The 21943-nt window shown below is 39.5% G+C and carries 13 protein-coding genes; all 13 read right to left on the reverse strand.

Annotated elements, in window-relative coordinates; all coding sequences use genetic code 11:
• Positions 1 to 13: 13 nt before the first annotated feature.
• Complete coding sequence (locus CGC64_RS07845) at positions 14 to 3124, reverse strand: SusC/RagA family TonB-linked outer membrane protein (protein WP_005677436.1); 3111 nt, start codon at positions 3122 to 3124, stop codon at positions 14 to 16.
• 27 nt (positions 3125 to 3151) lie between these two features.
• Entirely contained in the window at positions 3152 to 4510 is a 1359-nt protein-coding gene (locus CGC64_RS07850) for an IPT/TIG domain-containing protein (protein WP_005677437.1), read from the reverse strand.
• A 251-nt stretch (positions 4511 to 4761) separates the two neighbouring features.
• On the reverse strand, positions 4762 to 5982 hold the full coding sequence (locus tag CGC64_RS07855; protein ID WP_005680153.1) for a DUF2264 domain-containing protein: 1221 nt from the start codon (positions 5980 to 5982) through the stop codon (positions 4762 to 4764).
• Between the two features lie 2 nt (positions 5983 to 5984).
• Positions 5985 to 7283: a glycoside hydrolase family 88 protein gene (locus CGC64_RS07860; protein ID WP_005677441.1), complete on the reverse strand. Its 1299-nt coding sequence runs from the start codon at positions 7281 to 7283 to the stop codon at positions 5985 to 5987.
• A gap of 159 nt (positions 7284 to 7442) precedes the next feature.
• Complete coding sequence (locus tag CGC64_RS07865) at positions 7443 to 11483, reverse strand: hybrid sensor histidine kinase/response regulator transcription factor (RefSeq protein WP_005677442.1); 4041 nt, start codon at positions 11481 to 11483, stop codon at positions 7443 to 7445.
• Between the two features lie 115 nt (positions 11484 to 11598).
• Positions 11599 to 14247: a TonB-dependent receptor plug domain-containing protein gene (locus CGC64_RS07870; protein WP_005677443.1), complete on the reverse strand. Its 2649-nt coding sequence runs from the start codon at positions 14245 to 14247 to the stop codon at positions 11599 to 11601.
• A 21-nt stretch (positions 14248 to 14268) separates the two neighbouring features.
• The gene (locus CGC64_RS07875) at positions 14269 to 15474 is read right to left on the reverse strand and encodes a hypothetical protein (RefSeq protein ID WP_005677444.1); all 1206 of its coding nucleotides are present in this window, start codon (positions 15472 to 15474) and stop codon (positions 14269 to 14271) included.
• 53 nt (positions 15475 to 15527) lie between these two features.
• Positions 15528 to 16172, reverse strand: coding sequence for an ATP-binding cassette domain-containing protein (locus tag CGC64_RS07880; protein ID WP_005677445.1), 645 nt, complete (start codon positions 16170 to 16172; stop codon positions 15528 to 15530).
• A gap of 16 nt (positions 16173 to 16188) precedes the next feature.
• Positions 16189 to 17736: a DUF4836 family protein gene (locus CGC64_RS07885; protein WP_032855125.1), complete on the reverse strand. Its 1548-nt coding sequence runs from the start codon at positions 17734 to 17736 to the stop codon at positions 16189 to 16191.
• Positions 17737 to 17781: 45 nt separating this feature from the next.
• Complete coding sequence (locus tag CGC64_RS07890) at positions 17782 to 18483, reverse strand: 16S rRNA (uracil(1498)-N(3))-methyltransferase (protein ID WP_005677448.1); 702 nt, start codon at positions 18481 to 18483, stop codon at positions 17782 to 17784.
• A 7-nt stretch (positions 18484 to 18490) separates the two neighbouring features.
• Positions 18491 to 19093, reverse strand: coding sequence for a bifunctional nuclease family protein (locus tag CGC64_RS07895; RefSeq protein ID WP_005677449.1), 603 nt, complete (start codon positions 19091 to 19093; stop codon positions 18491 to 18493).
• A 10-nt stretch (positions 19094 to 19103) separates the two neighbouring features.
• Positions 19104 to 20354, reverse strand: coding sequence for a nucleoside permease (locus CGC64_RS07900; RefSeq protein ID WP_005677451.1), 1251 nt, complete (start codon positions 20352 to 20354; stop codon positions 19104 to 19106).
• A gap of 406 nt (positions 20355 to 20760) precedes the next feature.
• A complete protein-coding gene (locus tag CGC64_RS07910; RefSeq protein WP_005677452.1) occupies positions 20761 to 21939 on the reverse strand; it encodes a class I SAM-dependent rRNA methyltransferase in 1179 nt (392 codons plus the stop codon).
• Positions 21940 to 21943: the final 4 nt, after the last annotated feature.

Here is a 21943-nt window from a genome sequence, read left to right on the forward strand (position 1 = left end):
CGTAAGTGTTTCTTTATAAACTAATATTCAGACCAAATGTAACAGATTTAGTAATGGGATAGAAGCTACCGTCGTTGCTTCTTGGTTCTGGATCCCACAATTTGAATTTAGAGAAAGTCAACAAGTTCGTTCCAGTAAAGAATAGTCTTATTTTACTAAAACGTATCTTGCTTACTATATTTTTGGGTAAAGTGTATCCTATTTCTACTGTCTTAAGACGAAGATAAGAACCGTTTCTCAACCAATGTGTGGAATACTGGTTGTTGTTCACATTATTTTCTCCTCCAAATTTAAGTCTCGGATATACGGCATTCGGATTTTCGGTTGCCGGGTCGCCCGAAATATCTCTTGAAATCCAGCGGCTTGAATTGACAACATCCGTAGATACATTTCCCCAAGTTCCGCGGCTGAAAGGATGCACCAATACACCGTTGATGAAGAAAGAAGATTTACCGGTTCCTTGGAAATGGACACTTGCGTCAAGCCCCTTCCAATTGGCAGAAATACCCATACCATAAACGAAACTCGGTCTGTTGGTGTTTCCTACAGCCACGCGGTCATTATTGTTTATCACTCCATCACCGTTCACATCCTTGTATTTGATATCTCCCGGTTCAACGCTTCCCCAAGTATTCTGTGTAGGACTGTTTCTTATGTCGTCCCAGTCCTTGAACAATCCGAGAGCAATCAATCCTCTTGACTGGCTTACACTGAAACCTGTTTCATACAAATAAGGATATAGCTTATGGCCTTCATCTTTTTCAAGAATTTCATTATCACTATAAGTAGCATTAGCTCTGATGGTAAGGCTCACGTTTCCGATGTTCTGATTGAATGAAAAGTTACCGTCCCAACCTCTGTTAATTACGCTTCCTACATTAGCATAAGGCTTGTCACCATCATAAAGTCCCACAGTAAGAGGCAATGAACCTCTTGACATGAAAATGCCGGTTCTTTTTTCATTGAAATAATCTACGGTAAGAGAAAAACGTTCGTTGAACAATACGAGGTCCAAACCAATATCATGCTTCTTGGCTATTTCCCAGCTTATACCGTTTGATGCCACACTTGTATAAGTAAGTCCGTTATAACTTTGGTTAAAGCCAAAATCGGCCCATTGATAGTTCTTGAAACTTCCGATAGTGTACATATAAGGGAAACGTACCGATACATTGTCATTACCTACTTTACCCCAGGAATAACGTACCTTAAACATATTCAGCCATTTGAAATTATTCTGTATAAACGGTTCTTCTGCTATATTCCATGCCATAGAGAAAGCTGGGAAAAAACCAAACTGATTACCTACAGCAAAGTTTTCGGATCCCGTATAACCGAAGTTGAAATTAACAAAGTAACGATATTTCCAGTTATAGGTGAAGCGTCCTGAGAATCCCTGATGACGAACGGGAACACTATTCTTCAAGTCGCTACCCAGATTATAAGTACGTATTTTTGAATCCTGATTATACTTCAATACAGAACCTACATGATGATGTTTGTTGAAAACACGGTTATAATGCAACTCTGCCTCAAAGAATTCATGGCGGTCGCCACTACCTCCTGCACTTTGTGTCATCTTTTGCTCTTCATTCAGTCGCTTGAAGACCAAATTACCTTCACTGTCTCTGAAACGTTCCGCTTTCCATCTTTCCGGCGCTTTCAACTTGTTTATATAATTAGAGTTGTTTGTGTCGTAGCCAAAACGTCCGATAAACTTCAATCCTTCGGTTATGAAATCGAGTTTCTGATTTAAGGTCACGTTGGTCTGTATCTGGTTAGTCCAGTTTTGTCTGTAACCGGTCTGTGTAGACGCAATCCAAGGATTGTCACGATAATTTTCGTTATATTCTGATGCCGGGAAATAACCGTTCGAATAAACTTTAGGAATGGACACCGGAGTCTGTCCCATAAGGCTGTTCCACACAAGCGACGAACCTCGTCCGGTATCATTTACCTTTTTCAACATTCCGGATATGCCGACATTTAATAAAGTAGATTTAGTAATGTCTATATCCGCATTCATTCGATAGTTCCATCTGCGGGCATTGGCATTGGTATTATATTGCTTTTCAATTTCTTTATCCGTTTTATACATACCTTCTTCTTCCACATAGCTGGCAGATACAAAATAACGTGTGTTTGTACTACCACCGGTGATGTTGAGTGAAGCCTTGTATGTCATGGCTCCTTTCTTCAAAATCTCATCCATCCAGTCTACGTTAGGCAGTAAATCAGGGTCGAGTCCGTTCTTCAATATATACAGTTCATCAGGCTGATAAACCGGTTCTTCGTTTCTTGTGATTCTTGCCTCATTTATCAAAGATGCGTAAGTGGGTCCATCTATAAATTCCGGTGTTATGGTTCTGGTATTATAAGAAGTTTCCGCCTTGGCAGATATGGTAATCTTACTGGGTTTACCATGTTTGGTAGTTATCAATACCACACCGTTTGCACCACGGGCACCATAAATGGCGGTTTCTGAAGCATCTTTCAATACTTGAAACGATTCAATATCTTCAATACTGATATCATCCATATCTCTTTCAAAACCATCGACAAGTACAAGGGCACTTGTTTTGGCACCAAAAGTAGAAATACCACGGATCCAGAATTCGGAAGTATTTTGGCCCGGTGCTCCACTGCTCTGCATGGATAATACACCGGGAACATTTCCTGCCAAGGCATTAACAAGATTTCCTGAAGGAGAAACATTCAGATGTGCTATATTAGCAGAAGAAACAGCTCCTGTAACGGTTATCTTTTTCTGTTCTCCTGTTCCGGTAATCACAACTTCATCCAATACACTAGATTTTGACTCTTGCATTATCACAGTCAGTGTTTTCTTATCTTTTATAAGTATCTCCTGACTCTCAAAACCAATGTATGAAACGATAAGACGTTGATATAACTCCACCTTTATCTTGAATTTTCCGTCAATATTGGTTATCACACCAAGTCCAGGCACATTCTTTACTACAATATTAGCACCTATAAGAGGATCTTTATTTGAATCGAGTACAATACCTGATACTTCTATTTCTTTTACGTCTGCATGATTTTGTGCCGTTGCCTGAAACATCAGCATAAACATACAAAAGAAAATAATAATAATGTTTTTCATTCGAGGTAACATTTTAATATTAAAAATTTATTCATCTTTCGCTATATTTCTAATTCTATAGTTTTCGATATCACCAATGTAAAATATCTTATTTACTTCATCGTAGTGTATTCCGAAAGGATAATTAAAGCGCGCCTCTTGCCTTAAATCACCATCTACATAACCATTAGGGTTATTGTTAACCCCCTGACTGCCACGACCGGCGTATGTGTGTACAAATCCTTCGGGAGTTACATAACGAATACAGTGTATCGAAGAGTCTGTGAAATAAAAATCGTAAATATCATCTTTGCCCTCTTTTATATATTGCTCGTTTTTTATGAATACGCCTTGTGCCGGATTACCTAACTTGGCATTTGTTCCTTGACCGTCAAGCCATCCTTCCTGTTTTTGTTGACCACATAATATACTGGCGGTTAAAAGCGTCTTGTTCTTCCAGTCATAGGGTATTTTCAATATTGTCTTCCATTGGGAGAATGAGATATAAGCGTAATTGCCCGACGGATGCATAAAGATAAAAAACATCGGTTCGCCATCTCCTAAGGCATATAAAACCTTTTCTTCTTTTGTTTGCATATCAAAACGGATAAGTTCTCCGGTCTTTCTCTTTACATAATATAACTCCCCGTTGGGATGTACCGCAACAGAAACGATTTTTCTTCCGATAACAAGAGGTTGTGGCTTCTTAAAACCGTTTGCTCTGGTAGTATAAGAAATACCTATGGCATTTTCAGTATCCTGCTGATTTGTAATCAACATAGTGTCACCGCTTAAAGTGAAATCTATGGTACGAATACTTTCCCAGTTACCCTGTCCTTTGGTCAATAATGTTGAGACTTCCTTCTTTTTTAAATCCAGTACTCTGATACTTGTCCCGCCATACCTGTTTCCATCGACCACATAAAGTACGTTTGGGTCTTTCGGGTCAACAGTCATATATCCCGGACCGGAAAAGCCGGCCTCTTTAAATGAACCATCCTGAACCTTTACTTTACCGGTTTCATCCACATAGCCGGCTACGGTTCCGACAATCGTTTTGGAAACATAATTGAATTTCTCTGCCGCAGTAATGGGGTCTTGCCCTTTTATGCTTACTTCAATAGTTCCTTCTGAGGCTTTGAAAGGAACCATACAATATATAATATTTCCATTACTACCTATAACCTTGGCTGGTAAACCGCCGATTTTTACCTTTATATCATCTGTATTACTTCCAAAGTTATTTCCTTGGATATACAATCTTGTGCGAGCTCCTCCTTCCGTAGGTTCAAAACCTGTAATTTGAACCGGTTTTGAAGGATCGTGAATTGTACTAGTTGTAGTAGTTTCATCTTTACAACCAATAATCAATAAAGAAATTAGGAAAAAAATTAATGTATTTCTCATAAAGTTTAAATATTACATGAGTTCGTGATAATTTCAAAATAGAATAAGCCGATTTTTCAGGTTAAAAGGTCTGATTTCGGATAATGCGCTCGAATCTCTGATTCTGACCGAAAACATGCAACAGGATATTGCAGATGCCGTAAAAGATTTTTTCTTACTTAAAATAAATGTTTTCTGTTTCATATAGCTTGAATTTAAGATTAAATATTAAATAATGGAATGAAAGTTTTTTCTCTGTTTTATATATTACTTCAATACTCAACTTTATAGTCTTTTCTGCTTGGTTTACCGCTCCAGATCTTGCAAGAAGTCCATTCTTCAAAACTATTTGTCCAAAAGTAATCATCTGCCGGAAGTCCCAGTGCTAAAAAACCAAGTGTTGCCATATACAAACTACCGGTAGTAGTATAATAATCAGCCAATTCAGGTTGATGACCATTAAATCCCAGTACCAACCAGCCGTTTTTGTCGAAATTCTGATTACCGTCGTACATATTCACAAATACGGCAGTGAGCGCACAACGTACTTGTGCAGGATGTATATAAGAAGGCAGTATTTTCATCAATGCTACTTGTGATAAGCTTTGAAATGCCCCTGTACGATAAGTAGCCGAACGTCCAAAAGCCGGAAAAACTCCGTCAGGCATTATCATACGCTCAGAAAAATCAGAATGGCGTATCATCCTTTTAACAGCTGTATTATATTGCCTTTCCGAGACTATTTTTTTTTCCTTTAATACCTGATAAATGTCTACCAGCATGGGATGAATAACATAATCATTATAATAATCCATAGAGAAACTTGGTCCGTCACTATACCAGCCGTCACCCACATACCATTCTTCTATTTTTTTACAAGCTAAGAATACTTTAGCTTGATCAACTTGTTCACCGACTTTCAACAAAAAAGTTTCTATGATAGCCGCAAATAACAAATGATTATTATACACGGGTTTATTTCTACGGAGTGACTTAAATGCGGTCACATATCTTTGTTTGGTGAGCGTATCCAGTGGCTCCCATAAAGCCTTGGGGGCACGTAGAAAAGCTTGTGCTAAATAAGCTGCATCTACAGTGGGCTGATAATTGCGGGTAAAGTTCAGACAATCGGGAGATTCGGGAGAAACACCATTTTTCAGTCCTTTAAGTACTGAAGTTCTAAAACTTTTCCTTAGTTTACCCTCTTCTGTATTGTCATCAGGTAAAGCCAACCAAGGAGCAATGCCGGCAAGTGTTCTTCCTACAGCCTCTAAGTAGGTAACGTCACGTGGATTACCATAGAAATTTTTTCCGGTCTCTACGGGCATGTTGGCCTCCAATGTTCCCTTGGCTAAATTGTCAATAACCGGTGAGGCTATACGACACAAATACTTTACCCATAACTCGCGGTCTTGCGTACCTGTACGCTTTGAAGCTACCATAGAACTGAAGGAACAAATGCAAAATAGTATAAAAAGAATTTTACGCTTCATAATTATAATATCGGTTTATTGTTTATCATTCGATTGTAACGTAAAAGAGCCTCTAAAAAATAATAGTCCGCATAAATTAATGGCACGTCTACTTCTGAACCGTGAGGAATAGCTCCTGTGCTGTGTTTTAAAATAAAGTTTCCGTTTTTACCTTCTTCTGCACGATATTCAGGACTCGATAATGAGGTGAGTATTTGTAGTGCTGTCTCTGTATAAATTTTCTTCTTGTCATCCTTTACATAAGAGGATAATTCTAACAAAGCAGAAGCGGTAACAGAAGCAGCGGAGGCGTCACGATAGTTTTGTATGTATTTATTGGTCTTAGAGAACTTGCCAGGGATAAACCCCGGTCTATGCGTATCAAAATCCCACCAAGGAATTTTATCAGACGGAAGATTCGGGTGATTGATGTAATAATCCGCCATACGCTGGGCTGTTTTCAAGAAACGCGGATCCTTTGTTTCACGATAACATAATGTAAAGCCATATATTCCCCAACCTTGTCCGCGAGACCACGTAGACTCGTTGGAGTATCCCTGTGATGTTTCGCCTTTAATGAAATTCCCGGTCTCAGGGTCATAGCATGCCAGATGATAACTGCTACCGTCTTTTCTTATCTGATATTTCATGGTCTTTTCCGCATGCGATATCGCTATGTTTCTGAATGAAGGGTCACCGGTTGCTTTTGAAGCCCAGAACAGCAATTCCAAGTTCATCATATTATCTATGATAACGGGATATTTAAAAACGTGTTTGTTTTCCCATGAACGCCATGAGTCCCAGGACTTGATTGTACCTACTTGAGGATTAAAGCGTGTAGCCAAAGAGTATGCGGATTGTATAAGTATATCCTTGTATTTTTCATTCTGCGTAAGGCGATAAGCATTACCGAAGCTACAATACATCATGAAACCTATATCATGATTACCTTTGAATGTTTTAACTGGTTCAAGCTTTTCTGTCCATTTCTTGGCAAAGCTTTCAAAAGCTTTATCACCTGTATATTCGTTTATATACCATAATATTCCAGGAAAGAATCCGGAGGTCCACCAATAGATGCTCCGACATGAAGTATTTCCTTTACCATTTATGGAGTGCGGCATTTTAGCTTCTCCTTGCGGTATATTTTCAAGCATGTGTACCATTTGCCTTTTGGCAAAATCAAAGTTATCACTTACTAATTTGTTTCCGTTATTCTGTGCCAAGGCATTACTTGAACATACTAAAACTGTGATAGCCCCCAATAATAGCAGCTTATTTGTTTTAAATAAGGAAAAATGTCTTTGTACTTTATTCTTCATAATTTGGTAAATATAGATTTAGTTATAATGGCTAAAACGATTCTTTGCGAAGGCAAAAATAGAAATAGCGTTTTCTATAACTGTACCAAAATGTCCGAACAAAGTATCCAAAAAATATGAGTGCCTATTTTAACGTTCTATGAATTAGAACGTTTTAGACTATCCCTGGTCTTGTTTCCTATATTGTAGCGGAGAAATTCCAAAATGATTCTTAAAGCATTTACAAAAATAGCGTCCTGAACTAAAGCCCAAATATGCAGCAATATCATCCATGCGAAGTGTCGGGTTCTTTATCAGTAATGCAGTAGCTTTATTAAGTCTACATTCCAAAATGAAATTGGCAGGGGTTGTACCTGTAATGTCTTTTATCTTTTCAAAAAAAGCACTACGTCCCATACATACCTCTGATGCAAGTTGCTCTATATTAAAATCAGGATTCTCGATATTTTTCTCTACTATCTCTTTTATTTTATCAAGTAGTTTTTTGTCACTTTCATTTTGAACCACTCCTGGAACATTTGTAGACTGGCTGTTATCAATATTTGTATGATGAAGCAACTCTCTATTACGGAGTATGTTATTAATTTTAATCAGAAGAATTTTAGCATTAAAAGATTTGGTAATATAATCATCTGCCCCCGACATTAATCCCTCCACTTGTTGTTCGGGAGATATTCTTGCGGTTAGCAGAACTACCGGAATGTGACATGTGTGTATATTATTCTTTATTCTTCTACACATTTCATTTCCACTTATACCGGGCATCATTACATCGCTTAATACAATATCCGGTTGTTCCTTTATTGTAATTCTCAAGCCATCGTCCCCATTTGTTGCTTTGTATACCTGATAAAGTGGAGAAAATATCTCCGCAAGCAAATTCAGGAGTTCTACATTATCTTCAACAATAAGTATTCGTCTGACATCGGCTTCATCAGGATCATTTTTATGATAGACTATCTTATTATTCTCTTTTAGTGTTTTCATAAAATCACTGTCCGGTATTGAATTCTGCACAATAGACTTGCTTTCTTTTATATCATGCTGTATGTCTACAAGCGGGTCATTTATAAAATGTTCATTACCGGTTTTCAGCATGACGCTGAATATGCTGCCATAGCCGGGTTTGCTTTCCACTGTAATTTTACCATGATGCAAATTGATAATCTCCTTACATAAAGCTAGTCCTATGCCTGAACTGAATGTGTAGAATTTACCTTTAGATTGATAATAACGTTCAAATATCCTATCAATCTCTCCTGCTTCGATTCCTATGCCATTATCTATTAATCGTATGATAAACATTTCATTGTTTTTAATCAAAGAAAGTTCAACGCTTCCATTGTCGTTGGTAAACTTTAAGGCATTAGAAATCAGATTCGAGAACACTTTTCTTAATTGTACACTGTCAAACCAGCAAAACGCCGATTCGCAGCTTGTTGTAAACAGGTATTTGATGTTATGTGCTTCTGCCTGTTCTTTAAATGACAAATACACTTCACCTAAGAAAGGAATAAGATTTTTTTCTTGGACAGATAAACGCATTTGTTTTTGATCTAGCTTATGAAAATCAAGTAATTCGCTAATCTGGTTCCGCATATCAGATGCATGTTTGTGTAATTTTAATATTTTATCATAAACAGGTTTGGAAATATCCTTGCTGTTACTCAAGAGTAGTTCAATCTGAGTAGTTATTAAAGTAAGCGGAGTACGAAGTTCATGGCTTACATTTGTAAAAAAGTCAAGTTTGAACCGATTGATTTTCTCTATATTTTCTTTTTCTCTTTTTTCATTATCCAATAAGAGTTTAAATTTGAAAGATGTTATCTTTTCCTTTGCTATAATGAATAGTATTGATAAAACTATTATAAAATAAATCAACCATGCCCACCAAGTGTTCCACCAAGGTAATTTTACAACAATATCGAGACTTATTCCTTCGTCCTGTTCATTACCATAAATATTGTTTTCTCTGATATGCAACGTATAATTGCCAGGAGGAATATTGGTATAGGTGATATGATGTCCATTAGTTTTTATCCATTTTTTATCCAATCCGTCTAATTTATATTCATAAAATGTCGGAAATATAGAATAATAAAAATCGTTGTCCGAGAAAGTAAATTCCAGATTGTTCTGATTGTGTTTCAATACAATTTTATCTGTATATGAAATAATACGCTTCAGAATTTTGTTACTGTCATTGGGTAACATTAATGCGTTATTTACAAATAATTTTGAAAGATACAAGGACTTTTTGTTAGCTGAATTCTTTAAATTATCCACAGAAAATGCAGCCAGCCCCTCCAAACTGCCCGCATATATATCCTTATTTTCGGAAACGTAAAGTCCGTTATCTACACCAAACGATGAAACTGGCAGTTTTTTCCCCGATATAGAATATTTCACTCTCTTTTCTTTTGTATCGAAAAAAGAAAGTCCGTTACTACACATAATTATCATAAATCTTTCATCGAGAGAAATACAATTAAAGCAATAATCATCCAATATTAGGGAATTCTTGGAATTATATATTTGAAAAGTATCTTCTTTAGCATTATATCCTAACATTCCACCACCTTCCGTACCTACATAAATCTCACCGTTACTTGTTTCACATATACATAAGAGTACATTGTGCTTTATGCCAAAATCACTCGATTGGTATCGTTTCATTGAATCTGGCACACCTATTTTCATACAAACTATATTTTTATTATATATCGCCCATATCTGGTCTGATTGATCGATAACAAACGCAAGTACTCCCTTAATACATAATAGCGGGGTAACTTCGTTGGTTTTTTCATTAAACACATAAATACCATCACTTGAAGAAAATACAATTTTATCGCCATACATATATACATGTGTCACAGTGTGATGTAACACTCTATCCTTTGGAGACTTAAAACACTTGGTGAATTTTCCGGAAGGTATGTCATAAGCTATCAATCCCGATAAATAGGTACCAATATATAATTTATCCTTATTCTTATCATAACAGATAGATTTCATATTATCTGCTACAAGACCGGAGTCTTTCGTACTGAGGTGACGGAATATTTCAGTCTTATGATTCATATAATTAAGTCCTCCGCCATCTGTACATATCCACAAATCATCCCGTTTGTCTTTTACAATTCCACTGACAAATGGAAAATTGAGACAATCAGAGCGTTCCTTGTTTGCGGGATAGTATTTAAAAATTCTACTCTCTGGGGAAAAGACACTGACCCCTCCATAATAAGTGCCGACCCATAATCCTCCCTCCTTGTCCAAATAGAGGGCGAATATGGATGAATGTTTCATGTCACCGGAAAAACCTCCTGAGGCATAGGACTCTATATTACCGGTTGAGATAGAGTATTTGTTCAGTCCTTCACGAGTTCCGATCCATAAATTACCGGACTGGTCTTCGGTTACCACCCTTACGTCATTGCTGCAAAGACTATTCGCTGTTCCGGGATTATTGACAATATGGTTTACACAAATATCATTGTCAAACTGATACAGCCCGTTTGAACGAGTTGCCATCCAAATAGAACCATCTTTACTTTCATAAAGCATTTCGATGGAAGGTATGTCCAATATACATTTCCATAATCCATTTTTATATTCTTTGTAACATCCTTTTGACGTGACGATATACCATTCACTACTTCTATTGCAAAATATAGAACTTATTCTTCCTGAAGAGATTTCTATTTTTTTGAAGAAATCCCAACGATTATCGCCTTCATTCCATTCCAAAATTGAATCTTTAGCAGCTATATAAATTTTGCCACCAATAGAATTAACAGCGTTTATATCTCTTTCTCTGATACACTGAAAACGGTCTTCAGTCAATTTATAACAAACCAAAGAATTGTCAGCACGCAAAAATATATTGTGATTTGAATCTTCAACGATTCGATAAATTGTATTATTTTTAATATAGTTGTCAAAACGTTCTTCACCTCCTTTCAAGGTTATCATTTCATTTCCGTCATAGATACTCAAACCTTGCAATGTTCCGAACCACATCCTTCCCAATTCATCCTGATGAATACTTAGTATTGAAGGTTGCGAGAGTCCGTCTTTTACTCCTATATTTTTAAAATAATATCCGTATAAAGGAAAATGTATGAAGTTTATGCACAAAAACAAAATAATACGAATAAGACTTTTTTCATATAAGCCGGATTTCTGTTTCTTCATGATTGATTAGACTTTATGAGGTTCACGCAATTAAATAAATTGCGTATACAAATATCCTATTTAATTTAGAAATATCAAAAAAATATATGTCTTTTGAGGATATAGGAATAGATTTTCATTTATTTATTGTCTGCGTTAGCCTGTATACTTTCCCGTTCTCATCTATACCCTCAATAATAATGTCCTCCGGTGCGGTGCTGTCTGGAGTGTAATATTCTATTATTGCATTTCCTTCTTCATCCAATTGCAGTGCCGGATTCCAATAGATAGTACTCCTTAAATCTGAACGCCGGGCATCTTTCTTTTCGGGAGTATCATAGGTTGGGTGATAAAATTCCACCGAGTCACTGTACCCGAGTGGAGAGTAAGTGATGATTCCTTGTGCCGGTCTGGCCGGAAGATCTCTTCCGTCTTTTAATGTGATAACAATGGCACCGGCAGCACCACGGGAACCTAATATTGCCGCATCTGCTCCGCGGAGCAGACTTAAACTGGACATATCACTGGCTTGCAGGGTGGTCAGGATCTCATTGTCATCCTCGTACACTACATCGTCAATCACGATAACAGGCTGTTGCGGATTGTTGCGTATATGTATTTCGTTTCCATTCATTACGCTAACTCCCGGCAGTCTCATTACTGCATCAAAGGCTGTATGTGCACCGTATTTTTCCAGTTGCTCTCCTTCGACAGTATAGGTGTTGATTCCTCCTGTATAAATACTTGTTGAACTGGGCTTTTTCCGGTTTCCTGTAATCAGTACTTCTTTCAGATTGTAGACTCTCATGCCGCCTTCCATGTAATATTGGTCGCGGGTATTGAGCAAATAGTCTTCCATAAAGGTTGCTGCTCCGTCACGGAAAGGGGATTTATGGAAGGCAACCGGATACTCAGGTTTTTCTATTTCAATATCAACTCCGGCAAAACCTCTCTTTGTACGTGCTTGTATGAGGAAAGTGGTACTGTCTCTGAATGAGGTATTGACTATAAATTCTCCTTTCTCGTCTGTGGTTGTTGTGGCGATAATGTTTTGTTTAGGAGCTAATAATACGATAGGTCCTTTTTTTACATTCCCTCCGAAGAAACCTTTAATACGCCCACTGATAGTCTGTCCTTTCTCAATATAATTAGTGAAGTTCAATGAGGGAGCACGCAGTACATTATCAAATTTGTATCTGCGCCAGCCATGTGTCATCATCAAGAAATCTAACGAGCGTAGGGTTCGTGCATCTTGGCGGAGAAAATAGAACCCCGGGTCTTCCACATATCCTTTCAGATCGGAAGTCAACAGTAGGTTTGATACAATGTTGTCAGCGAGAGAATCCGGTTGGATACTTTTCCGGTTGGTAATGCTGACGGAGAAACTACCGTTTACAGGATTTCCCTTGTCGTCTTTTATTGAAATATTTAATGATACTTTTTCTCTTTTTCCGTATGTCGGTCGGTCCGGAGTTATTTGCCATTGGGGAGTTTTGCGGTCGGGAACAAAGACTAGCCGTTCGCTGAGCACATTCCCTTGCTGGTCGATTAACATGAAATGAGTGATCCCTTCTGTAAACAGGCTGTCATTCATTTTTCCGAAAGTCCTTGTCGGATTAATAGGTTGAAGTATGGAAAGTTTACCACGGGTGTGAGCAATGAGAAATAGCTTTTGAGGCCATTCTGTTGCCTCTGTTTTCTGAATCTCATAACGTATTTCCTGTTTATAGTGACTTATGGAAAGTGTGATTCCCTTTTGTTCGATAGCCGGGAGGTCAAATCGTTTGGTAACTCCATCGCTGGACGTAGCCATTACGTAATAGGAACTGCCGTTGGAAGGGTTTAATGTGAAAATCCCCATTCCTTTGTGCTCGGAATGAAAAGATGTCAGTGTATCTCCTTGGGAATCCAGTAAGAAACCTTCTATTTCTTTGGAGAATCCGTCTGCTCCCTGAGCTTTGAACGCTATGTTCTGGTGCTGAACAGCAAGTAGTGCGCCTCCTTCCGGGAAAAAAGTGACGTCAAAGTCATTTGTAAATGCCGGCAAATAAAAAGTCTTTTTATAGATGTATTGCGGGTCGTCAAATTCCACTTCAATGCTGCGGGCAGCAGTTGGCTTCAAATCCGGTAAGGAAATGGAAATCAGTCCGTTTTCATCTGTCTTTTTTCTCCCTTTATCTTTTATTTTTCCGTTTACGATAAACCGATACCGGATTGCTGTGTTCTTAAAAACCTCTTGGGTATTGCTGGTAAACTTGACTTTTGCTGTATAATGGGTATCGTCCTCTTGTTGATATTCGATGTTTGAAAGGATGGTGTTATCTATGGAGTTTCCGATTTTCAGATTACGTGAATAGAAGAATTCCGGTCCTTCATTCAACATCCAGTTACTGTATCCTCGCAGGTAGTAATCACCGGCGGGGAGGGTAGGAGGCAGGGTAAAAGCATTGTGGAAACCTAAAGAGTCTCTACGGATTTTTTTTCGTTCTACGATCGAGTCGGAACGATTGATTAATTCTGTAATGATAAAGTTACTCTGGCTATCATCTTGGTGGGTAATGGCATTTATCAGGTAGCCTTTGAACCAGATTTTCTCTCCGGCACCGTAAAATGGTTTGTCCAGGTGGAGATAAACCTTCTCATGGGGTATTTTCTCTAACAGGCTAAAATTGGCAATAACCGTATCTTGCATACTTTGTGCTGATAGCATTGAAGTTGATAATAACATTCCTGTTATCAGAGCTATTTGACATATTTGTGTCAGTAAGGTAGTTTTGCTTTTCATACGATATATAATGTTAGAGTGTTAACTTTTGTGCATCCAGATAGAAAGTACTTTTCGTTTGACTGCGAGTATATTAATGATTGATACGATAAGGAACAGAAGAATACCCATGCCGATAGCTGCCCATAGTGAACCTGTTTCCAATTGGGGGAATAGCAGGCGGATACTTTCTATGTAATAGCTACGCAGCCAGGTTACTAATCCGATAGATAGCAGTAATACAACGATGTTCAACCCTACTGTGAGTATCTGATAAGGCAATGCTACTCTATTGGGGCTGTATCCTATTAATAAAAGACTTTCCAGCTTGGTCGTATTTTTTTGTAGCAGTAAGAAGATGCTTAACATCAGGATATAGAATGAAAGGATACTGATAAATAGGCCGACTCCCAGCACAATACCTACAATCAGGCGAAGGAAATAGGTAGTCTTGCCTGCATCCAACTTTCCGTCTTCCGTTTCATATCCTTTCTTTTGAAAATAACCGGCAATGGAGGAATCCGCAGGATTGCTGACTTCAATAATCAGTCGTGCTGGTTGTGCTTCCGCATTCGGGGCAAAGTTCTTGTTGGCCCATTCCATAAAAGACTGGGGGACCAAAATGGTGTTCAGTCGATTGGAGAAACCGACGATATTTCCTTTATACTGCTCTACCCGGCCATTTCCGCGCATCATGATGTCCATTTGGATCAGACTCATTAAGCCTTCCGATAGCTTGGGCAGGCTACGGCTTTGGGCAAAGCCGAAGTTATAAAGATTCAGGTAATTGCGGGGAATAATGATAGGAATGGTGTGTGTGGCTTCATCAAAGTGCCATTTATCGAGTTTAATATCAACAAATTCATCGGGAACCGATTCGAAAAACATATCGGTGGAAAGATGAATACCAGCTTCCTGCATACCCAGTCCCGCCGAAACTTTGAATTGGGAGGGGGTAAAAGCTCCGATTGTCTTGGTAAACGATTGTTTCTTCAGGTCGGCGATGTCTTCGGCAGAGAATGTGTTGTTTTTTCCTGCAAAAGAGCCGAGCGTGCTAATCTTCTTTGTGGCTATGATGAAATCTTTCTTCATAAAGCTGTCTCCTTCGGTGAATACCGGAATGATATCTTTATAAAACTGTACACTAAGCAATACAATCATCATACCGAATAGATTGGCTAAAAAGAAACCGGCTAACTGGCCGATACTGATATGTTGGCGGAGAAGTTTCCAGACAAGGGCTGACATTTTATTTATGATTTACAAATTATAATTTACAATAACTCATTACTCGCCACTTATCATAGCTGGAGTATGCGTTGATAAGGCAACTCAATATGTTTTCCTATGGAAGTGGCGATTACTCCGGCTTGTTGCTTTTCAGCTTCGCCAATAATAAGTTCTCCCATAATGCGGCTGTTGTCATCATCCAGATGACTGATAGGTTCATCCAGAAAAAGGAAATCGAAAGGCTGGCAGAGTGCTCGGATAAAGGCAACCCGTTGTTGCTGTCCGAACGAGAGTTTACCGGTCTTTACATTCAGCTTGTCCGAAAGTCCCAGTTTCTCGAAGAAGGCTAGGATTTCTTTCTTCTTTTTGTATCCGGTAAGATTATTTTTCAGTTGTACATTTTCAAGAGCAGTCAGCTCGGTGAAGATACGTAAATCTTGAAAAAGCATACTCAGTGAATGCTTTCTCAGGTCTACCCATTGCTTCACAGAATATGCTTTGATATTAGTCTCATCGAAATTGATAATCCCCTGATAGTCGTTGCGATAGCCATAAATATAGCTGCACAATGAAGATTTTCCGGTGCCGGAAGCCGCTTCTATCAGATACATTTCCCCTTTCCGGAAGATAAGATCCTGATGCCATATATCCGAAGTCACCGAATTACGGTCAGCAAACACTTGGGGAAGTGTTTGCTGTAAATGAATGCTATTCATGCCGTTTGTTTACGAATTACATACCGGTAAATTGTTTACCGAAGTCAACGATTAATTTGAGCGCATTGACGTCTTTATCTTTCAGGCAAAGGTCGATTTCGCTTGTTTCTCCTTCTGAACTAACGGACAGATAGGAAACTTTTGATAACATCTCAGAACCGGTCCGGAACTTTTCACCACCAAATCCGATCAGCATTTTAACAACAGGAAGTTCAAGTATAGCTTCTGCGTTGATAGCCATGAATACGTTTTTTCCCTTCATTTCCGATGCATACGGAGCGTCTTTGATAGACTTGTCTGCCGCTTTTTCTATATTTTTGTAGAGTAACTCGTCATTGGTGGCATACATTTGTTTGTCTTTGATACCAAAGAATACGTTCATTCCTTTACTCTTATAGACATATTCGTTTTTGCCCAGTTCCAGAATATCTTCTCCTTTTTTCAGTCCCAATGCCTGCTTGTTCTTATAAAGAGCTTCGAGTGCATTGCCGTTTTTTACGTCTGCATACACTATAAAGGTAGGAGCGCTGTTCATGGTTACGTTGATTAACCCTGCGGAGATATCACCGTTGAAGGAACTGAACAATTCTTTAACTTCATCTGCTTTGGAGATAGATACTGTGTTACGGAATTCCTTATTTTCACTTAGGAGATTATAAAGACCTTCTCCTTTTATACCCAGATTGACAAACATCAGGGTAGAAGCCGGGAAGTATTTTACGAACGTATTGTTTGCTTTTCCAAATGCTTCCAATTGTTTTTTCATTAAAGCTTTTACAGCCTCGTTCTCCGTGTAATTTTCTGTTTTCAAGGCAATTCTTCCTTTTTCAAAGTTTAATCCGGCTATTATGGTTATGTCTTCTGCTTTCACTTCAGCGGGAAGTCCCATACTGACTTGCTCTTGATAAGGTGCAGGAATAGCTGCCATGGAAGCGAAGAAATTGATGTCACTTTTTTGTTTTTCCATTTTCTGGAAAGCGCCGGATTTCGCAATGCTGTTATCTGCGGTTTGCTTCAACAGATTGGTGATGCCTTCTTTGGCTTTCTCTATTTGAGATGTTCCTTTTACGGAAATGAGCATTACGGTAGAATTGTTGAAAGCGACTAAACCTCCGTTCATGGTTGTAAAGCTATATCCAGCTGCTTCGTTGATTGGTTGGCAGATTTGCTCTTTTACCATTATTTCCAAGGAAGCGTGCAGGTCATCTTCGCTTTTGATTTTCGCAACTGCGGTAGAGTATGGAAAAGAGGGCGAAGTAAATACGTAGACAGGAGCTTCTACGTCAATTCCCGATTCACTGGGGTTATTCATCACTTTTTCTAATTGTTGGAAAGTGGCAGCGTTCATTCCACTTTTTAGTGCTTCCAATACTTTTTGCTTGGCAGCTTCATTCTCTTTATCATTCAATCCGGCCTTACTAGTCAAGGATTTTAGATTTATAGAGGTAACAACCGTAGCATCAGCCGGTATTATATTGGTATATTCCACTGTTTTGGAACATGCTGCCAGGAAAACAATCAGTACTGTAAGTACCGAGAGTCGTGAAATCATTTTCTTTGCCATACTCATATTTTTTAATGGTGTATAAATTTCAATTTAACTGTTCTTTTATTGTTGATTTAGCAGATTCAACGTGTGGCAAGCCACCAATGCCGCTGTTTCTGTCCGAAGTCGTGATTTACCCAGGCTGATCGGCGTGAATCCCCGTTCAATAGCTTTTTCTACTTCGCCCTCACTGAAATCTCCTTCCGGGCCGATCAGCACCAAGGCGTCTTCTCCGGCTTTTAGTACGTCCTTCAGCAGAGGTTTCTCACCTTCGTAGCAGTGAGCGATAAACTTCTGTCCCTTAAACTCCTGATTGATGAATTTATTGAAATCTGTCATCTCATTCAGTTTCGGCAGACGGGCTTTGAGTGATTGTTTGATTGCCGAGATAAGAATCTTTTCGATCCGTTCGTTCTTGATAACTTTACGTTCCGAGAACCGGCAGTTGAGAAATGTCAGTTCGTCGAATCCTATTTCAGTGGCTTTCTCGGCAAACCATTCATTACGGTCCATATTTTTAGTTGGTGCCATGGCGATGTGCAGGTGGCACGGCCATAGTGGTTTTTGGAAAATTGTCTCTTTGATAGCTACCAGACAACGTTTGTTGGTTGCTGCCGTAATTTCTGCCTTGTAGAAACTACCCTTTCCATCGGTAAGGGTGATTTCGTCTCCGATACTTAACCGCAAGACACGGGTACAGTGCTGTGCTTCTTCTTCCGGAAGCTCATTGGTTTTCTGTATATCGGGAGTATAAAAAACGTGCATATAGTAATTATTGATTTTTATTTCTTTGATTGATCTGGTCGCGTATTTTAGCGGCCAATTCATAGTTCTCGTCTTTAATAGCCTGCTCCAATGCTTGTTCAAGTGTTTTGGAAGTGGCACTGCGCGACGACGATTCATGTTCTTCTTCCATAGATTCCTTGTCACCAACTGTTTCTTCAGAACGGTTCCTTTCTTCATCCGGTATGCGCAGGCATTCCCGGTCGAGGATAGATTCATAAATCAGAATCGGGCAGTCGGCACGTACCGCCAATGCAATGGCGTCCGATGTACGTGCGTCAATACGTATAATATCTTCGTCTCTTTTCAGGTAAACATAAGAGTAGAAAATACCGTCTTTAGCTTTGTAAATCAGCACACGTATCAGGCTTACCCCCAATACGGTAAGGCTTGTGGTGAATAAATCGTGTGTTAACGGGCGTGGAGTTTTAATTCCTTTCAGATACAACGCGGTAGCCTGGGCTTCGGCGGGACCGATGATGATAGGCAGTTGCCGTTCACCGTCCACTTCACCCAATAGCATTGCGAATGCACCTACCTGCGCTTGGCTATTTGTGATATTTAAAACTTGTAATTCTACCTTTTTATCCATTGTTTTTTACTTAATTTGTTTTACTCTCCCGTCGGTGCTTATACTTGAATACCAAGGCAAACAGAATTCCGATAACCAACGCATACGCAGCAAAAATCAGCCAGATATCCGTCCATTCCCGACTCACCAATTTGCCGTCGGCATATACCGAGAAAGCATCTACCACAGCTCCGCTGGCATATCCTCCGATGATAGCTCCCAGACCGTTAGTCATCATAAAGAACAACCCTTGAGCACTGGCACGAATGGAGGAATTAGTCTCTTGTTCAACAAACAAGGAACCGGAAATGTTGAAGAAATCAAACGCCATACCATAAACAATCATGGAAAGAATCAACATCCACAATCCGCCTCCCGGATCTCCGAAGCCGAACAAACCGAACCGGAATACCCATGCAAACATACTGATTAACATCACTTGCTTGATGCCGAAATGCTTCAGGAAAAACGGTATAGCAAGAATAAACAGTGTCTCGGACATCTGTGATATGGATAGCAGGATAACCGAATGTTTCACCCCGAAAGAATCTGCAAACTCCGGAATACCGGCAAAACTGCCTAGAAACAGGTCACCGTATGTATTGGTTATCTGTAAAGCCGCCCCCAAAAGCATGGAGAAAAGGAAGAAAATTGCCATTTTCTTTCTTTTAAATAACACCAATGCATCCAGCCCGAAAGCCGAAAGCAGTGATTTGTTTTCTGTTTTGGCGGGTTTACAAGCCGGAAGGGTGAAAGAATAAACTCCCAGTAACAGCGCGGATATGGCACCGACATAAAGTTGGGCGCTTGAGTTTTTGAATCCGGTAAGGTCTACCGCCCACATGGCACAGATAAAACCGATCGTTCCCCATACGCGGATAGGGGGGAAATCTTTGATTAAATCACATTTATATTGCTCCAATGCATTGTATGAAACGGTATTGGCTAATGACAAAGTAGGCATATATACCAATAGATTGAGTAACATGGCCCAATACATCTGGTCGTATCCCGTAGCGGTGGAAGCGTAGAAAAGACAGGCTGCACCTACAATGTGGCAAAGTCCGTATAAACGCTCTGCATTAAACCATTTATCGGCAATGATACCGATAATGCCGGGCATCACCAAAGAGGCAATTCCCATAGTGGCGAAAATGGCTCCGATTTGTCCACCTTCGAAATGGAGTTCTCTGCCCATATAGCCACCTAGTGAAATTAACCATGACCCCCAGACAAAAAATTGCAGGAAGTTCATAATAATCAAACGAACTTTTATGCTCATGACTTTTTAAATTTGTGTTTCTCTTTTGCTAATAATAGATGCAAATATAATATTTTCGTTGATTGGGTGAGCAAGTTAATTGATAAAAAGGCGATAAAAAAGGCATAAATGCAAAGAAGGAAGAATATCTATGATAAAAAATAAGAATGGAAAGGGTATATAAAAAAAGAAGGCTATCTATCCCAGACAGCCAATCTTTGTTAACCTTAAATCTAATACCATGAAAAACACAGTGCAAAGATAAGTGGTTTATGTTATACAACATAATGTTTTATTGAAAAACTGCATGCTGTTAACTCTAATTAACTTTGAATACTCCTTTTTTCTGTTACTGCCTCCTGATTTCCTCTTATAATATTCTTTTTTATCCTTCGAGTAGAAATCTGGTTCCGACATCTTGCCGGACTTATTCTACGTAGAGTACAAGTCCTTTCAGATATTCGCCTTCCGGATGATAGATATTCACCGGATGATCGGCAGGTTGGGTGAGCTGGTGCAAGATACGCACGCTGCGTCCCGACATGGCGGCTGCGGTGAATACTGCTGTGCGGAAATTATCTTTGGTTACTACCTGTGAGCAGGAGAAAGTAAACAAGATACCACCCGGCTTGATTTTCTCGAATGCTTTGGCGTTCAGTTTCCGATAACCCTGCAATGCGTTCCGCAACGCATCCTTGTGTTTGGCAAATGCGGGTGGGTCGAGGATAATCAGGTCATACTGGTCGCCCATACGGTCGAGGTATTTGAAGGCGTCTTCAGCGAATGCTTCATGGCGGGGATCACCAGGGAAGTTCAGTTCCACATTCTTGTTGGTCAGGTCGATTGCTTTCGCAGAGCTGTCTACCGAGTGGACGAGCTTTGCACCTCCGCGCATGGCGTAGAAAGAAAAGCCTCCGGTGTAGCAGAACATATTCAGTACCGAGCGATCTTTGGCATACCGTTCCAATAACGAGCGGTTTTCGCGTTGGTCTACAAAGAATCCCGTTTTCTGGCCTTTCAGCCAGTCTACATGAAACTTCAGGCCGTACTCTTGTGCGATATTATCGTTGCTTCCTCCTTTCAGGAAACCATTTTCGGGGAAAAGGTCGGCTTTGAAAGGGAGCGTTGTTTCTGATTTATAATAGATATTTTCAATCTTGTCACCCATGACTTCGGACAAAGCCTCGGCGATCACCATGCGGTCTACGTGCATTCCTGCCGAGTGAGCTTGCATGACGGCAGTTTTGGCATAAATATCAATCACCAGTCCGGGGAGATTGTCACCTTCACCGTGTACGAGACGATAGGTGTCGTTGACCGGATTGATAGCGATTCCAATGGCACAACGCATGTCGTATGCAATTTCCAGTTTGCGTTTCCAGAAATCATGGTTGATCGGTTCTTGCCGGAAAGAAAGCACACGTACGGCGATACTTCCGATCTGGAAGTGTCCTTCGGCGATAAATTCTTTCTTGGAGGTGTATACTTCTACAACTTCACCTTCTTCGGGTTCTCCGTCGAAACGGGAGATAGCACCGGAGAAAATCCAGGGGTGAAATCTTTTCAGCGACTCTTCTTTACCGGGTTTGAGGTATACTTTATGCATAGTG

The sequence above is a fragment of the Bacteroides caccae genome (assembly GCF_002222615.2).
Taxonomy (GTDB): Bacteria; Bacteroidota; Bacteroidia; order Bacteroidales; family Bacteroidaceae; genus Bacteroides; species Bacteroides caccae.

What these genes read in the sequence shown, in the direction of transcription:
- CGC64_RS07845 (WP_005677436.1), bottom strand. Translation starts at nt 3,124, where the DNA reads ATGAAAAACATTATTATTATTTTCTTTTGTATGTTTATGCTGATGTTT.
- CGC64_RS07850 (WP_005677437.1), bottom strand. Translation starts at nt 4,510, where the DNA reads ATGAGAAATACATTAATTTTTTTCCTAATTTCTTTATTGATTATTGGT.
- CGC64_RS07855 (WP_005680153.1), bottom strand. Translation starts at nt 5,982, where the DNA reads ATGAAGCGTAAAATTCTTTTTATACTATTTTGCATTTGTTCCTTCAGT.
- CGC64_RS07860 (WP_005677441.1), bottom strand. Translation starts at nt 7,283, where the DNA reads ATGAAGAATAAAGTACAAAGACATTTTTCCTTATTTAAAACAAATAAG.
- CGC64_RS07865 (WP_005677442.1), bottom strand. Translation starts at nt 11,483, where the DNA reads ATGAAGAAACAGAAATCCGGCTTATATGAAAAAAGTCTTATTCGTATT.
- CGC64_RS07870 (WP_005677443.1), bottom strand. Translation starts at nt 14,247, where the DNA reads ATGAAAAGCAAAACTACCTTACTGACACAAATATGTCAAATAGCTCTG.
- CGC64_RS07875 (WP_005677444.1), bottom strand. Translation starts at nt 15,474, where the DNA reads ATGTCAGCCCTTGTCTGGAAACTTCTCCGCCAACATATCAGTATCGGC.
- CGC64_RS07880 (WP_005677445.1), bottom strand. Translation starts at nt 16,172, where the DNA reads ATGAATAGCATTCATTTACAGCAAACACTTCCCCAAGTGTTTGCTGAC.
- CGC64_RS07885 (WP_032855125.1), bottom strand. Translation starts at nt 17,736, where the DNA reads ATGGCAAAGAAAATGATTTCACGACTCTCGGTACTTACAGTACTGATT.
- CGC64_RS07890 (WP_005677448.1), bottom strand. Translation starts at nt 18,483, where the DNA reads ATGCACGTTTTTTATACTCCCGATATACAGAAAACCAATGAGCTTCCG.
- CGC64_RS07895 (WP_005677449.1), bottom strand. Translation starts at nt 19,093, where the DNA reads ATGGATAAAAAGGTAGAATTACAAGTTTTAAATATCACAAATAGCCAA.
- CGC64_RS07900 (WP_005677451.1), bottom strand. Translation starts at nt 20,354, where the DNA reads ATGAGCATAAAAGTTCGTTTGATTATTATGAACTTCCTGCAATTTTTT.
- CGC64_RS07910 (WP_005677452.1), bottom strand. Translation starts at nt 21,939, where the DNA reads ATGCATAAAGTATACCTCAAACCCGGTAAAGAAGAGTCGCTGAAAAGA.